The organism is Actinomyces radicidentis, assembly GCF_001553565.1.
Taxonomy (GTDB): domain Bacteria; phylum Actinomycetota; class Actinomycetes; order Actinomycetales; family Actinomycetaceae; genus Actinomyces; species Actinomyces radicidentis.
This window is the reverse complement of the sequence record NZ_CP014228.1, coordinates 1809856-1824615: the sequence shown is the minus strand read 5'-3', so window position 1 is coordinate 1824615 and position 14760 is coordinate 1809856. Positions and strand designations below refer to the sequence as shown.

18 protein-coding genes are annotated in these 14760 nt (G+C 73.8%); 10 read left to right on the top strand and 8 right to left on the bottom strand.

The window, feature by feature from the left end:
- Positions 1-226: 226 nt before the first annotated feature.
- Positions 227-1450 carry a CobW C-terminal domain-containing protein gene (locus AXF14_RS07805; protein WP_067942222.1) on the bottom strand — a complete coding sequence of 408 codons (1224 nt, stop codon included), beginning with the start codon at positions 1448-1450 and terminating at the stop codon, positions 227-229.
- A gap of 49 nt (positions 1451-1499) precedes the next feature.
- On the opposite strand from AXF14_RS07805, the gene rpmB reads away from it, so the two are divergent.
- From rpmB to AXF14_RS07755, 10 genes are all read left to right on the top strand, one after another.
- The gene (rpmB, locus tag AXF14_RS07800; protein WP_067942221.1) at positions 1500-1736 is read left to right on the top strand and encodes a 50S ribosomal protein L28; all 237 of its coding nucleotides are present in this window, start codon (positions 1500-1502) and stop codon (positions 1734-1736) included.
- Positions 1737-1781: 45 nt separating this feature from the next.
- Entirely contained in the window at positions 1782-1949 is a 168-nt protein-coding gene (gene rpmG / locus AXF14_RS07795; protein WP_067942220.1) for a 50S ribosomal protein L33, read from the top strand.
- Positions 1949-2254, top strand: a complete 306-nt coding sequence (gene rpsN, locus AXF14_RS07790; protein ID WP_067942219.1) for a 30S ribosomal protein S14 — start codon at positions 1949-1951, stop codon at positions 2252-2254. Before rpmG ends, rpsN begins: the two co-directional genes overlap by 1 nt.
- Before the next feature lie 82 nt (positions 2255-2336).
- Positions 2337-2600 (top strand): type B 50S ribosomal protein L31, encoded by a 264-nt coding sequence (locus tag AXF14_RS07785; protein ID WP_067942218.1) that lies wholly within the window; start codon positions 2337-2339, stop codon positions 2598-2600.
- 44 nt (positions 2601-2644) lie between these two features.
- The gene (gene ykgO, locus AXF14_RS07780; protein WP_003782012.1) at positions 2645-2767 is read left to right on the top strand and encodes a type B 50S ribosomal protein L36; all 123 of its coding nucleotides are present in this window, start codon (positions 2645-2647) and stop codon (positions 2765-2767) included.
- A 427-nt stretch (positions 2768-3194) separates the two neighbouring features.
- Positions 3195-3863, top strand: coding sequence for an ABC transporter ATP-binding protein (locus AXF14_RS07775; RefSeq protein WP_257721793.1), 669 nt, complete (start codon positions 3195-3197; stop codon positions 3861-3863).
- A gap of 3 nt (positions 3864-3866) precedes the next feature.
- Positions 3867-5372 (top strand): FtsX-like permease family protein, encoded by a 1506-nt coding sequence (locus AXF14_RS07770; protein WP_067942214.1) that lies wholly within the window; start codon positions 3867-3869, stop codon positions 5370-5372.
- On the top strand, positions 5369-6262 hold the full coding sequence (gene purU / locus AXF14_RS07765; RefSeq protein WP_067942213.1) for a formyltetrahydrofolate deformylase: 894 nt from the start codon (positions 5369-5371) through the stop codon (positions 6260-6262). Before AXF14_RS07770 ends, purU begins: the two co-directional genes overlap by 4 nt.
- A gap of 87 nt (positions 6263-6349) precedes the next feature.
- A complete protein-coding gene (locus tag AXF14_RS07760) occupies positions 6350-6859 on the top strand; it encodes a beta-class carbonic anhydrase (protein ID WP_067942211.1) in 510 nt (169 codons plus the stop codon).
- Positions 6860-6926: 67 nt separating this feature from the next.
- A complete protein-coding gene (locus AXF14_RS07755; protein ID WP_067942209.1) occupies positions 6927-7481 on the top strand; it encodes a DinB family protein in 555 nt (184 codons plus the stop codon).
- A 43-nt stretch (positions 7482-7524) separates the two neighbouring features.
- On the opposite strand, the gene AXF14_RS07750 is transcribed toward AXF14_RS07755, so the two are convergent.
- The 7 genes from AXF14_RS07750 to AXF14_RS07715 form a co-directional block, all read right to left on the bottom strand.
- Positions 7525-8157, bottom strand: coding sequence for an HAD family hydrolase (locus AXF14_RS07750; RefSeq protein ID WP_257721792.1), 633 nt, complete (start codon positions 8155-8157; stop codon positions 7525-7527).
- Between the two features lie 78 nt (positions 8158-8235).
- Complete coding sequence (locus AXF14_RS07745) at positions 8236-9474, bottom strand: N-acetylglucosamine-6-phosphate deacetylase (protein ID WP_067942207.1); 1239 nt, start codon at positions 9472-9474, stop codon at positions 8236-8238.
- A 56-nt stretch (positions 9475-9530) separates the two neighbouring features.
- On the bottom strand, positions 9531-10838 hold the full coding sequence (locus AXF14_RS07740) for a DNA glycosylase AlkZ-like family protein (RefSeq protein ID WP_236755376.1): 1308 nt from the start codon (positions 10836-10838) through the stop codon (positions 9531-9533).
- Positions 10839-10931: 93 nt separating this feature from the next.
- A complete protein-coding gene (gene nucS, locus AXF14_RS07735; protein WP_067942205.1) occupies positions 10932-11627 on the bottom strand; it encodes an endonuclease NucS in 696 nt (231 codons plus the stop codon).
- 1386 nt (positions 11628-13013) lie between these two features.
- Complete coding sequence (locus AXF14_RS07725; protein WP_067942203.1) at positions 13014-13865, bottom strand: SDR family oxidoreductase; 852 nt, start codon at positions 13863-13865, stop codon at positions 13014-13016.
- 135 nt (positions 13866-14000) lie between these two features.
- Positions 14001-14399, bottom strand: coding sequence for a DUF2550 family protein (locus AXF14_RS07720; protein WP_067942202.1), 399 nt, complete (start codon positions 14397-14399; stop codon positions 14001-14003).
- 10 nt (positions 14400-14409) lie between these two features.
- Entirely contained in the window at positions 14410-14757 is a 348-nt protein-coding gene (locus AXF14_RS07715) for a F0F1 ATP synthase subunit delta/epsilon (RefSeq protein ID WP_067944206.1), read from the bottom strand.
- Positions 14758-14760 lie beyond the last annotated feature (3 nt).

Genomic DNA, 14760 nt, shown 5'->3' with positions numbered 1-14760 from the left:
CTCCTCGTGTCTGCGCGGCGAGCGCCGCGGGGGCGTCGACCTCGGCCCAGGCGGGCGACCAGGTGCTTCCGGAGCGGTGCCGCACGGGTGGCCCGGCGGCTGCCGGCCGGCGCTCCCCGGTGGTGGTCCACCTTCGCCAGTCGCGCCGACGGCGTCATGCTACCGCCGGGCCCGGGGCTCGCGGGGGCCGTCCGGAGCACGGTCCCGGCCGCCGGCCCCGTGAGCGTCAGCCCTCCCCGAACCAGTCCTCGAGGCCGTCGGGGGCGCCGACCCATGCGAGGGCCTCCTCGAGCTCCTCGGGCCGCAGGATGATGCGGGCGAAGGCGTCCCGGACGCGCTCGCACTCGGCGTCGTCGGCGACTCCGGTGACGACGAGGTGGCAGCGCGGCGTGCTCGGCAGGGCGTCGGACGGCCCGCCGTCGTCGAGGCCTGCTCGCAGCGTCCACGGGTCGAGGTCCTCCCAGGTGCCGGCGTCCCCGACGCTGACGACGCCGCCGGCGACCTCCCAGGAGCACACGCGCCCGGGTCGGCTCGGCAGCCAGAAGCAGCCGCGGGCGCACAGGCCCCGTCCGGCGAGGTCGGCGACGAGCTCGCGCAGGCGGCCGGGGTGGAAGGGCAGCTCGGCGTTGAGGTCGAGGGTGCGCACGCCGTGCTCGACGGGCCCGCCCCAGGCGCGGGTGGTGGCCGGGTGGACGCGGGCGAGGGCGGCGTCGGCGTCGTGGTCGACGGACCGGAGGGCGCCCGGGAGGTCGCCGTCGAGGCCCGGCACGAGGAGGGTGTCGTGGGGACGGAGGTGCTCGACGAGGTCGGCGCCGACGGGGTCGTCGCCGAGGGCGAGGACGACGTCGGCGTAGCCGAGGCCGACCATGTGGACCTCGCCGGTGCAGCGGGTGTCGCCGGGGAAGGTGACGGCACCGGCGTCCTCGAGCGCCTCGGTGAGCGGGGTGTGCGTGAGCAGGTCCTCGGCGGCGGCGTCGACGTCGACGGCGTGGGCGACCCCGGCCAGCCGCAGCGAGGGCTCATGGGCGACGGCGTCGGCGAGGCCGGGCACCAGGTGGACGAGCTCGATGCCGGGCGGGAGGAGGACGACGGTGACGCCGTCGGGCTCGAGGGCGGCGCGCTCGAGGGCGAGGCTGAGGAGGGCCTCGCGCACGGCGCAGGTCCAGCACCGGGTGGCGACGCGGACGTCGAGGACGGCGGCGCCGGAGGGCTCCTCGTCGTCGGGGACGCTGAAGCGAACGAGGACCCCGCGGGTCGGACCGTCGTCGGGCTCCTCAGCGGCCGCGTCCTGCGGGCGGTCGGCGTCCAGCTCGGTCTCCCCGAGGACGGCGGCGGACACGGTCACCGCCCCCGTGCCGTGGAGGGAGAGGGCGACGAGGTCGAGGAGGGCGGGCTGGACGGCGCTGACGAGGACGAGGTCGTGCGCCGCGGGTCGGGTGAGGTTGGTCATGTCGCTCCAGCTTGACGGGATTGAGAATCGTTCGCATATAGTCCACCCCATGAGCCGCTACTGCCAAGTCACGGGAGCCCGGCCGGTCTACGGCAAGTCCGTCTCCCACTCCCACAAGCGCACCAACCGGCGCTGGGAGCCCAACCTCCAGCGCAAGCGCTACTGGGTCCCCAGCCTGGGGCGCACCGTCACCCTCACGGTCTCCGCCAAGGGCATCAAGACCATCGACAAGAAGGGGATCGAGGCCGTCGTCGCGGACATGCGCCGGCGCGGCGAGCGCCTCTGAGACGCCCCACCGGCAGCAGCCAGCCCCTCAGGAAGGAGTCGCGCCATGGCCTCCAACAAGGACCTGCGCCCGATCATCAAGATGGTGTCCACCGCGGGCACCGGCTACACCTACGTCACCCGGAAGAACCGGCGGAACACCCCCGACCGCCTCGTGCTGCGCAAGTTCGACCCGGTCGTGCGCGCCCACGTCGAGTTCAAGGAGTCTCGCTGATGGCCAAGACCTCCAAGATCGCCAGGGACCAGCAGCGCCGCGAGGTCGTCGCCCGCTACGCCGAGCGCCGCGCCGCGCTCAAGCGGGCCTCCGTCGACCCCGCCCTGAGCCAGGCCGAGCGCGACCGGGCCATGGCAGCGCTCCACGCCCTCCCCCGCGACGCCTCGCCGACCCGCCTGCGGGGCCGCGACTCCGTCGACGGCCGCCCGCGCGGCTTCCTCCGCAAGGCCGGCGTCTCGCGCGTCCGCTTCCGCGAGATGGCCCTGCGCGGCGAGCTGCCGGGCATCACCAAGTCCTCGTGGTGAGCCCCGGCGGCCCACGCCGCCCGCCGACCACCGCCGTCCACCCGTCCAGCCCGCGCGCCGGGCACCATCAGAAGGGAGCGCCGTGCGCCCCGGGATCCACCCCAGCTACGAGCCGATCGTCTTCCGCGACAAGGCGGCCGACGTCGCCTTCCTCACCCGCTCGACGATGACCTCGACGGAGACCATCGAGTGGGAGGACGGGCGCACCTACCCCGTCGTCGACGTCGACGTCTCCAGCGCCTCGCACCCGTTCTGGACCGGCCGCGGCCGCGTCCTCGACACCGCGGGACGCGTCGAGAAGTTCGAGAAGCGCTACGGCAAGCGGGTCCGCCCGCAGGCCCGCTGAGCGCCACCCGCCACCCCCACCCGTTCACGAAGGAGAGCAGCCCCATGAAGGTCCGCGCCTCGATCCGGTCGCTCGCGAAGCAGCCGGGCAGCAAGGTGGTCCGCCGCCGCGGCCACACCTACGTCATCAACAAGAAGAACCCGCGCCTCAAGGCCCGCCAGGGCTGAGGCGCTCCCAGACGCCGCGGCGGGAGACTCGCCGCGGTCCGGTTGGACGGGGTCGGTGCGTGCAGGGCGCCGACCCCGTCCGTGCGCTCCGGAGGACGAGGGAGGGCACGTCCCAGCACCCCCAGGGCCCACCCGCCCAGGTCACAGACTCCTCCCAGAGGATGAAGCGAGCGGCTGACGGCGCACCGACTGTGAGACCGCCCACACGGCCTGCGTCGTCGGCGTCTCCGGTCGACGACGCCAGTCCCTGAGAGGACCCCGTCATGGTCGCTGCGGCACCCGCCACCCCAGTCCCCGCCAAACCCGCCCAGCACTCCCCCGGCGCCGCGCCCCAGGCGCCGGGCGCCCCCGCCGCGCAGGACGCCCCGATCGCCGTGAGCGCGCGGGGGTCCGCAAGTCCTTCTCCACCGGCGAGGGCGAGGTCGAGATCCTCCACGGCGTCTCCCTCGACGTCCCCTACGGGCAGATGGTCGCCATCATGGGCCCCTCGGGCTCCGGGAAGTCGACGCTGCTGTACTGCCTCGCCGGCCTCGAGGCCACCACCTCCGGGGCCGTCGCCCTCGCCGGCTCCGACGTCTCCCGCCTGTCACGCCGGGCGCTGGCTCGCATGCGACGCCGCGAGGTCGGCTTCGTGCTCCAGTCCTACAACCTCGTGCCGACGCTCACCGCCGCGGAGAACGTCGCCCTGCCCTACACCCTCGCCCACAAGCGGCCCGAGGCCGGCCTCGGCGAGTCCACCCTCGCCTCCGTCGGCCTCGCCGAGGGCGCCGGGGCGAGGCCGCCGTCCATGTCGGGAGGCGAGCAGCAGCGCGTGGCCCTCGCCCGCGTCCTCGCGCAGCGGCCCTCCGTCGTCTTCGCCGACGAGCCCACCGGGGCCCTCGACACCCGCACCGGCGAGGTCGTCCTCGGCGAGCTCGCCCGCATCGCCCACGCCCCGGAGCGCTGCGTCCTCGTCGTCACGCACGACCCCAACGTCGCCGCCGCCTGCGACCGCGTCCTCTTCATGCGCGACGGCCGGCTGGTGAGCGAGCGCCGCGGCGTCGACGCGGCCGCGGTCGCCGCGACCCTCGCCGACCTCGGCCGGGCGGAGGGCTGAGCCGTGCTGCGCCTCCACCTGGCCGAGCTCCGCGACTCCTGGTCCGCCTGGCTCGGCGTCGGCCTCACCTTCGTCGTCGTCAACGCCGCGCTCGTCATCCCCGCGCTCACGCTCGTCTCCGGCCTCCACGCCGTCGACGTCGGGATGATCGCCCAGGAGGACTCCTCGGGCTACACGATCTTCCAGGTCATCATGATCCTCATGACGACCTGCGTCGGCGGCCCCGTCATCGGGTCGGCCACCGGACTCGTCGTCGGCTCCCGCCGCGGCTCCCTGGCCCGCCTCGCCCTCGCGGGCGCCGCCCCCGGGCAGATCCGCAGCACCGTGACGAGCCAGCTCATCGCGGTGTCCCTCGCCTCGGCCGTCGTCGGCGACGTCCTCGGCGCCCTGCTCATCCGCCCGAGCCTCGACCTCATGGCCTACAACCAGCGCAACGAGCCTGGCTTCGTCGGCCTCGACGTCGTCTGGTCGCCCGCGGCCTTCCTCGGCGCGAACCTCCTGTGCGTCCTGCTCGCCGTCCTCGGCGGCGCCCGCCAGGCGCGGCGCGCGAGCCGGACGCCGGCGGTGGAGGCCCTGCGTCAGGCCGCCGCGCCGCGCCCGCCCCGCCTCCTCCTGCTCAGGAGCCTGCTCAAGGCGCTCCTCCCGGCGCTCGCCGTGGCCGGTTCCTGGGCGGCGATCGCGCCGCTCGTCGAGAACAGAAACAAGGAGACGATCTCCAACCTGCTCGTCCTCGACCTGCTGCAGATCTTCCTGTGCGGGGCGCTCATGGCGGCACTCACCCCCGTCCTCGTGCCGCTCCTCACCCGGGCCTGGACGGCGCTGGTCCCGTCGCGCGATCCCGCCTGGGTCCTCGCGCGCTCCACGGTGACCGCCCGGGCGGACCGCGCCCAGCGCTCCCTCGTCCCCGTCATGTTCGGCGTCGGCATCGCGGTCGCCGAGCTCGGCGCGGGCGGCTCGATCTCCGCGACGCTCGAGGCCTCCGGCCTGGGGGCGGACCTCACCACGGGAGACCTCGGCACCTTCATCATGATGGCCGGGCCTCCGCTCGCCATCGCCTTCGCGGGCAGCGTCGGCGCGCTCATCATGATGGGCCGTCAGCGCGACGCCGAGCTCGCCCTGCTCGGGGTGTCCGGCGCGACGCCGGGCCGGCGGGCGGCCGTGCCGGTCCTCGAGGCCGTCATCATCACCGTGAGCGCGGCGCTCCTGTCCCTCGGGATGATCCTCCCGACCTACGCCTACCAGGCCGTGAGCCTGAGCGCCGCCGGCCTCACCTGGCGGGAGAGGTCCCCTGGGGCGCGGCCGTGGCCACGCTCCTGGTCTGCGGCGCCATCACGGTCGCCTCCACGGTCCTGCCGACGCTCCCCGCCAGGAGGCTGCCCGAGAACCGGGTCATCGCCCGCCTCGTCGCCGAGTGAGGGGCCGACCGGCGCCGGGCGCCCCGCCGAGCCCTCCCGCCCACCGGGCACCAGCGCCCGAGCAGCGCCCAGCCCACTAGCCTCTGCCCCATGAGCACCGTCACCGACAGCGCACGCGCCGCCAACCAGGCGGCGGAGGGCGCCCAGCACCTCGTCGTCACCCTGTCCTGCCCGGACCGCCCCGGCATCGTCCACGCCGTCACCGGGGCCCTGGCCCGCCGCGGTGGGAACATCACGGAGTCCCAGCAGTTCGGCGACGCCGAGACCGGCCTGTTCTTCATGCGCGTCACCGTGCTCACGAGGGTCCCCCGCTCCGAGCTCGAGGCCGACCTCGACGAGCTCGCCGCCCAGTACGAGATGACCTGGTCCGTGGACGAGGCCGAGCGCCGCGTCCGGGCCCTCCTCATGGTCTCCAAGGAGGGGCACTGCCTGTCCGACCTCCTCTTCCGCGCCAAGAGCCAGGGCCTGCCCATCGACGTCGTCGGCGTCGTCGGCAACCACGAGACGCTGCGCGACGTCGCCGAGTTCTACGGCGTCCCCTTCCACCACGTGCCCGTCACGAAGGAGACGAAGGCGGAGGCCGAGGCCGAGTTGCTCAGCCTCGTCGAGAGCCTCGAGGTCGAGCTCGTCGTCCTGGCCCGCTACATGCAGATCCTCTCCCCCGCCCTGTGCGAGCGCCTCCACGGCAACGTCATCAACATCCACCACTCCTTCCTGCCGTCCTTCAAGGGCGCCAAGCCCTACCAGCAGGCCCACGACCGCGGCGTCAAGCTCATCGGGGCGACGGCCCACTACGTCACCCCGGACCTCGACGAGGGGCCCATCATCGAGCAGGACGTCACGCGCGCCTCGCACACGGACTCAGCCCTCGCCCTGCAGCGCAAGGGCCAGGACGTCGAGCGCCGCGTCCTCGCGCAGGCCGTCAAGTGGCACGCGGAGCACCGCGTCCTGCTCAACGGCTCGCGCACCGTCGTCTTCGCCTGACGCACGCGCTCGCCGGTCCACGGCCCGTCCAGGTCGACCGCGCCTGACACCCGCAGCCCCATCCCACCCCACAACGAGGAGAACCCCATGAGCGCAGCCCACACCCCCACCGGCCCGACGACCGCCGAGCTGCTCGACAAGGCCGAGCGCTACGCGGACTCCTTCACCCCCGTGCCCGGCGGGGCGAAGGTCGCCGTCGTCGCCTGCATGGACAACCGCCTCGACGTCACCCGGCTCCTCGGCCTGGAGAACGGGGACGCCTACGTCATCCGCAACGCCGGCGGCGTCCTCACCGAGGACGTGCGCCGCTCGCTCGCGATCGCCCAGAACGCCCTCGGCGTCCAGGAGATCGTCCTCGTCCACCACACGGACTGCGGCATGTCGGGCCTCGAGGACCAAGCCTTCGCGGACTCCCTCGCCGAGGCGACCGGCCTGCGCCCCACGTGGCGGCCGGGCGGCTTCGCCTCCGCGGAGGAGGACGTGCGCGAGATGCTCGCCGGGCTCGCGGCGGACCCCCACGTGCCCGGCGGCGCGAGCGCCCGCGGCTTCGTCTACTCCGTCGAGGACGGGACGCTGAGCGAGGTCGCCCGGTCCTGAGGACGACGGCGGCCCCGGCGCTCCATGTCCCCGGCCCCCGACGCTCGTCCCGCCTAGAGTGACGGTCATGGCTCCCAGCAACGGCACCACCGCCCCCACGGGCTGGCACGCCCTCCTCCTCGCCTCCCTCGACCGGTCCCGAGAGCGCTTCGCCCGCGCCCTCGACGGCGTCACCGCCGAGCAGGCGAGCGCCCGCCCCGTGGACGAGCTCGCCCCGCGCGTCGACTCCCTCGCCTGGCTCGCCTGGCACACGGCCCGCGAGATCGACCTCCAGGTCTCCGACCTCACCGGCACCGAGCCGCTGTGGACGGCTGAGGACCTCGTGGGGCGCTTCGCCCTGCCGCTGCCCGCGGACACGCAGGACTGGCGCCACTCCCCCGCGGAGAGCGCCCAGGTGACCGTCTCGGACACGGCGCTCCTGGATGAGTACCTCGACGCCGCCTACGCCCTCGTCCGCGAGTACGTGAGGGGCCTGACCGATGCGGAGCTCGACGAGGTCATCGCCGAGTACGACGGCGAGCCCGTCACGCGTGGCGTGCGCCTGTCCTCGATCATCGACGACGCCGCCCAGCACGCCGGCGCGGCCGTCTCGGCCCGCCGCCTCCTCGGCCTACCGGGCTGAGCCGCGCACTCCCCGCTCGTCGTCGGTGCGGTCCGGTGGCGGCTCAGGCGACCCCGAGGACGGCCGGCGTGAGGTCCCTCAGCGAGCGGACGAGACGCACGCCGCGGTCGTCGGGCAGGAGCGGGGTCGTGCCGAGCTGAATGGTCCTGAGGCCGGCGGCCCGCGCGGAGGCGAGACCGTTGGAGGAGTCCTCGACGACGACGCAGCGCGAGGCCGGCACGCCCACGCGCTCCACGCCCGTCGAGTAGGGCTCGTGGCTGGGTTTGGGGGCGAGGCCGTCCTCACCGGTGACGAGGACGGTGCCGGCCCCGTCGAGGGAGCCGGCGACGGCCTCGACGAGTCGGCGTCGGGAGGCGGAGACGATGGCCTGGACGACGCCGCGCCGCGCGAGCTCCGCGGTGATCCGGGCGGCGCCGTCGACCAGCGGCGGCTGCGCGACGACGAGGTCTCCGACCTCGGCGTTCATCGCGTCGGTGATCTCGTAGGCCGCCGGGTCCTCGGCGGACGAGGCGGCGCCGGTCGCGGCGATGAGGGCACGGGTACCGGGCTCGGAGGCCCCGACCAGGGCGGCGAGGACGGCCCTGCTCACGGTGCCGCCGCGCTCCTCGCACAGGCGGGTGAAGGCGGCGTCCCACAGGGGCTGGGAGTCGATGAGGGTGCCGTCCATGTCCCACAGGACGGCGAGGGCGGAGGTGTCGTGGTCGTCGGTGCTGGAGAGGCTGACGCGGTGCTCACGGCCGACAGGGTAACGACCTCAGGCGTCCACGACCGTCCCGCGTCGGACGACGGTCACGGGGTGGAGGTCGGCGTCGGTGACGACGAGGTCCGCGCGCAGCCCGGCCTCGAGGGCCCCGACGAAGGGATCGCCGATGACGCGCGCGCCCTGGACCGAGGCGCAGTAGACGGCGTCCACGAGGTCGACGCCGCCGTGCCAGGTGGTGCGCACGACGTCGATGAGGTGGGCGGTCCCGCCGGCGATGGCGCCGTTGCCCTCCTCGTCGGTGAGGCGGGCGACGCCGTCGACGACCGTGACGGGCTGCGAGCCGAGCACGTAGGAGCCGTCCGGCATGCCGGCGGCGGCCATGGCGTCGGTGATGAGGACGACGGCCTCGCGTCCCAGGGTCTCGAGCACGTCGAGCACGATGGCGGGGTCGAGGTGGACGCCGTCGCCGATCATCTCGACGACGCAGCGGCCGTTCGCGGCGGCGGCGAGGAACTCGGGGACGGGACCGGGCGCGCGGTGGTGCATGGGGCGCATGCCGTTGAAGAGGTGCGTCGCGGTGGGCACGTCGCAGCGCACGGGCCTCCCGGCGGCCCGCAGGGCGTCGAGGCAGGAGGCGGCGTCGGCGAGGGCGGCGCGCACGGGTGCGGCCCCGGAGTCGGTGTGGCCGAGGCTCGGCAGGGCGCCGCCCTCGATGAGCGCGGCGATGACGCCGTCGTCGCCGGTGGTGCCGGGCTTCTCCGGGGCGATCGTCATCGTGGCGACGTGGCCCCCGCCGAGCTCGAGGAGCTCGCGGACGAGCGCCGCGTCGGGGTCGGTGATGTAGGTGGGGTCCTGGGCGCCGCAGCGCTCGACGGAGACGAAGGGGCCCTCGAAGTGGATGGCGGCGACCTCCCCCTCCTCGGCCAGGGCGGCGAGGGTACGGGCGCGCTCCCGGAGGACCTCCGCGGAGGCGGTGACGCACGAGGCGACGAGGCTCGTGGTGCCGTGGCGGCGGTGCTCGAGGACGGCGGTCATGACCTGCTCGGGGGTCTCCGCGTTGGGGAAGGACTCGCCGCCGCCGCCGTGGCAGTGCACGTCGACGAGTCCCGGGAGGAGGTACCCGCCGTCAGGGGCGGGCGTCGCCGAGGCGACCGCCTCGCCGAAGCCGGCTCGCTCCGCGTCACGGGCGTCGCCGACCCAGGCGATGTGCTCGCCGGTGACGACGACGGCGCCGTCCTCGATGACCTCGACGGGGGTGACGACTCGACCGGTGTAGGCGACGGCGCTCATGGGCTGAGCATACGCGCGCGGAAAGCGGTCGGATCACGCACCCGCGCGCATCCCGCTCAGGCGGCGAGGCGCCGCTCCATGCGGGCGACGGCGCGCTCGACGTCCCGCTCCAGACGCGCGGACACACGGGCGTGGGCCGCCCACAGCGGCTCGGAGCCCACGGGGCGCACGGCGACGACGCGACCGTGGTCGACGAGGAGCGGGCGGAACATGCCGTTCATGGAGGGGCAGATGAGGAGCTCCCCGGCGGCGTCGGTGAGCGACAGGCGGTTCTTGTAGCCGACGTGGAGCTCGTCGAAGGCGCCGAGGTAGAGGGTCGCCTCGGCCTGCTTGCGCGAGGAGGCCAGCAGGTCGGGCAGGTCGGCACGGCCGTAGAGGACGTCGGCGCCGGTTCGCCCGCTCGGGGCGGCGTCGGGGCCCGCCCCGAGCACGGTGACGGCGCCGCGCAGGCCGCCCTCGGCCCGGTACCGGGTGAGTGGGGCGTGGGCGTGCTCGGCGTCGACGGCGTAGTCCGCGGCGCCCGTGAGCTCGACGGCGTCCTCGAGGGCCCGGCGGCACTCGGAGGCCGGCAGGGTGGTCCAGCGGGAGAGGTCGGCGGCACTGACCGGGCCGTGGCTCGTGGCGTAGCGGCGGGCGATCTCGGCGACGGCGGCGCGGTGGCCGTCCGTGCCGCGGGCCGTGCCGGCGGCACCGCCGGGCCCGCTGCTGGCGGGCGGCAGGTCCTCGGCGGAGACGATGAGGTGCTCGTTGCCGCGACGGGGCCCCTGGACGAGGTGCCCGGTGGCGTGGAGGGCGACGACGAGGTGGCGCTTGGCGTAGGTCTCCGGCATGCCGGAGGCGAGGAGCTCGGGGAGGATGCCGTCCGTCTCCCAGACCTCGACGAGCTCGGCGCGGGTGAGACCTGGGCGCCCCTCCCCCGCGGCGGCGCCCAGGGCCTGCCGGGCGGCGTCGGCGGCGCGGGCGAGGCCGTCCGAGCCGTGGCCGAAGCGCTCCTCGTCGACCCGCATCCAGCCCTGGAGGCGGTGGACGAGGGCCTCACGCATCCAGTGGTGGTCCTCGGCGGTGGTGACGTGGACGGTGCCGCGCATGGGCCAGGAGCGCACGAGGGCGGACTCCTCGAAGGCGGCGTCGACGTCGGCGCGGGTGACGGTCCGCGGGGTGCGGGCGAGGACGGCGTGCGGGATGGCGGAGACCTGCTGACCCTGGATGGCGAGCTGGCGGCGGACGGCCTCGACGGGGGTCGGCGCGGCCGTGGCGGGCACGAGACCCTGCGCGACGATCCGCAGGTAGGACAGCTCGCGCGGCTCGTGGACGGGCGGGGCGGCGGCCGCGGCGCGGGCGGTCTCGAGGGCGGTGGAGGGCACGGCGGTGCTCCTTGCGGTGGCTGGAGAGGATGGTGCTCGCCGGGTGCGCGCCGGCCAGTGGCTCGGGGGCCGGAGCGGACGGGCCGGACGGGCTCAGAAGAGACGGGTCGTCGGGTCGTCCATGCCGCGCATGGCGTCGTAGTCGAGGACGACGCAGCGGAACCCCCGGTCCTCGGCGAGGACGCGGGCCTGGGGCTTGATGGTCTGGGCGGCGAAGACGCCGCGGACGGGGGCGAGGAGGGGGTCGCGGTCGAGGAGCCGGACGTACCGGGTGAGCTGCTCGACGCCGTCGATGCCGCCGACGCGCTTGACCTCGACGGCGACGGAGCCGCCGTCGGCGTCCTTGACCATGAGGTCGACGGGGCCGACGGGGGTGGGGTACTCGCGGCGCACGAGGCGGTAGCCGGTTCCGAGGACCTCAGGCTGCTCGGCGAGGAGCTCCTGGAGGTGGGACTCGACGCCGTCCTTGGTGAGGCCGGGGTCGACGCCGAGGTCCGTCGTCTGGTCGGAGAGGACCTCGAAGAGGCGGATGACGAGGAGGTCGTCGGTCTTGCGGGCGCGGACCTCCCACTTGGAGGCGACGCCCGCCTCGAGGTCCTCCTCGTCCGCCTCGACCTCCTTCATGGTGGCCGGCGGGCTCATCCAGTTGAGCGGCTTGTAGGAGCCGCCGTCGGAGTGGACGAGGACGGAGCCGTCCGCCTTCACCATGATGAGCCGGGTGGCCCGGGGCAGATGGGCGTCCAGGCGCCCGGAGTAGTCCACGGAGCAGGAAGCGATGACGACGCGCACCGGGGCAGCCTACCGGGCGGGCGCAGACACCTTGCCGAGGCAGACGGACCATGGCCAGCCTGAGAGCGCCGAATGTCAGCACGGAGGGCCTCGGACGCACCACCAACTGCCCCTTGCAGCGGCCACCCCACGCACTTACCCTTTATATGTGGCAACGGGGCCACACCGTGGAAGGAAGATCCTCATGAAAACTCTCCCCCCCCCTCACGCCGTTCCGTTCTTGAGGCAGCGGGAATAGCGTCAGCAGCCTTTCTCACGTCGATCATCAGCACCCCAACATCTCAGGCGTCCGAATCAACCGGCGCCACCAAGGTCACATATCCCGAATCTATCGAGATTGACGGAGTGACATACGGGCCGGAGTCAGGCCTGACATGGATCACCCAGTCCGGTTACCTCACCACCCCTCAGGAGACGGTATCACCCAGAGGAGGATTGTCCTCTCCCGCCGGGTACAAGCCATACGAGGACAAGTACATCTACAACGGGTCCTCGTGGGTACGCAACCAACAGATCGCACTGATCTCATACGTCGGCAGCGCCCGAGCCATGGCCAACGTCGTCAACGGAATGCGGGTTATCCAAGCTCGCATCACCTACATGCGAAACGAGAGAGTGCTTGGCCGCGCGGTCTCCTCAGCGACATCAACGGGTGGGAAATGGTACCCGGGGCCGTTGGTAAGGACCGCCCAATTCGACGACCTCACGATCAACGGCAATAAGACCGCGTGGTTCGTCAATTGGGGCACGATCCCACAGAACGCATCAATGACGGACCCAGGAGAGGATCACTGATGGCAGGAGCATCACCTCCGGGCACGCGCCCAAAGGCACTTCTGACCTGGGCAACGCTGCACTCTGCGTGCGCCTTTCTGTCCTCGCCGTACTTGTTCCTTCTGGTCAAGCAGGTGAGCTTTGACGGGCCCGGAGTACCCCACGAGCACGGCGTGGCCACCGCTGCCAGCCTCATGCCCCTCCCCTGGGCCCTTCTGTGCGCTGGCCTCGTGTCGAAGTGCTTGCGTCACCCCCAGGACATTCACCCGCTCCGCCTCACCCCCAGGGCGAGCACCGCAGCACGTCTCCTTCTCCTCAGTGAGGCGGTCATCATCGTCCTCGTGCCGTCACTGGCGATGATTCTGGCCGGGACCGCCGGGATCGCGCTCGTCGGGGGCTCCGCACTGATCGCCACCCTCGCCATGATGCTGCGAGAGCTGGTGGCGACATCACCTTCAGCTCCGCCCTCCGAGCCAGCGGGATCGGGGCGTGTGTCCCTCTCGGTAGCTTCAGGGGGCTGAGTCAAGGGCTCCGGTACCAGAGTTAACGTCCGCGCGGGGCGCGGGGCGGCCAGGATCACCCCGACCGCCCCGCGTCCCGCGTTGGCCAGCGTCAGTTGGCGCCCCCCTCCGAGAGGGGGCCGTAGTACCAGGAGGCGGTGACGCCGCCGTCGGCGAGGACGTCGGTGCCGTTGACGTAGCCGGCCTCGGGGCCCATGAGGAAGCCGGCGAGGGCCGCGATCTCGTCCGGCGTGCCGGCGCGGCCGGCCGGGGAGAGCTCGAGCTGCTTGCGGTAGCCGGCGCCGCGCGGGCCGTTCAGCTCGTCGCGGGCGAGCGGGGTGATGACGATGCCGGGGCTGATGGCGTTGACCCGGGCGCCGCGCTTGCCCCAGGTGACGGCGTTCGCGCGCACGCGCAGGCCGTTGGCGCGCTTGGCCATCTGGTAGGCGTGGAGGGTGGAGGTGATGGCGCCCTCGGCGAGGAGCGGCAGGTCGAGGAGCTCCTCGACGGGGGTCGTGGCGAGGAGGGCGTCCTCCTCACGCGTGAGGGCCGGCATGCGGTACCCGGACTGGGAGGAGATGACGACGCCGGAGCCGCCGGGGGCGACCACCTTGCCGAACTCCTCCAGGGCGACGGAGGTTCCGTAGAGGTCGACGCGCAGGATCGTCTCGATGGGCGCCTGGGAGGGGGAGACGCCGCCTGAGAGGATGACCTTCATGACGGGGCCGAGGTCCGCGGCGTGGGCGGCGAGCGCCCGGACGGAGTCGGCGTCGGCGAGGTCGACGGTCGTGGCCTCGGCGTCGTAGCCGGCGTCGAGGAGCTGCTCGCGGACCATCGAGGCGTTCGCGAGGCGGAGGTCGGCGACGACGACGTGGCCGCCGTTCGTCACGCGGCGGGCGATAGCGGTGCCGATGGCCCCGGCGCCGACGAGCACGGTGACGGGACGGAGGTTCTCAGTGCTCATGACCTCAGCATCCTCCTCCGGGCGCACCGTCCGCCACGTCCTCCCAGTGCCCCGGACGCGCTCGCGCGCCCCACCGGTGGCGGGGCGCGCGAGGGATGGGCACGGACCGGCCGCCTGAGGGCCGCCGGCTCCGGCTCAGAAGAGCGTGGGCTGGTGCGGTGCCGCTGACTCGAGCCAGGCGACGAGCGCCGAGTGCGAGTCCTCGAGCATGGCGAGGTCGTAGTGCCGGCCCGCGCAGTCGAGCTCGACGTCGACGATGCGTCCGTTCGAGCCGCGGTGCCGCAACTCCCCCAGCTCGATGTCCGGGCGGCGGAACCGCAGTCGCGGCCGCCAGCCGAGGGAGACGAGCCGGTACCACTCGACGTCGTCGTCGCCGAAGACGCCGATGCCGCTGGCCCAGCCGCGCTGTCCGGTGCGGCGCAGGGCGAGCTCGAAGGCGCCGACGCGGCCGGCGAGCCGGCGCAGCCGGATAAGGAAGGCGACGGCCAGGACGAGGATGACGACGGCCACGCCGCCCAGCACGTCCCAGACCATCACGCCCGCCTCACTCCATCGCGCCCGAGTGGGTCTCGGTCACGTCCTCGAGCACGGTCTCGACGGTCTCGCCGGAGGCGTGGGCCTCGGCGACCTCGTCGCCGACGAGGTCCGCGGCGACGGTGAGGACGTCGTGGTCGAGGGAGCAGAAGCCGCCCTCGACGGCGATCGCGACCTGCTCGCCGGCGGTCGTCGTCAGGCGCACCTCGCCGTCGGAGACGACGGCGAGGACGGGCTGGCGCCCGGGCAGGACGCCGAGCTCGCCGTCGAGCAGGGGGACGGAGACCTGGGTGGCCTCGCCCTCCCAGGCGGTCCCGCCGAAGCGGGAGACGATCTCGACGCTCAGGGTGCCTGCCACGGG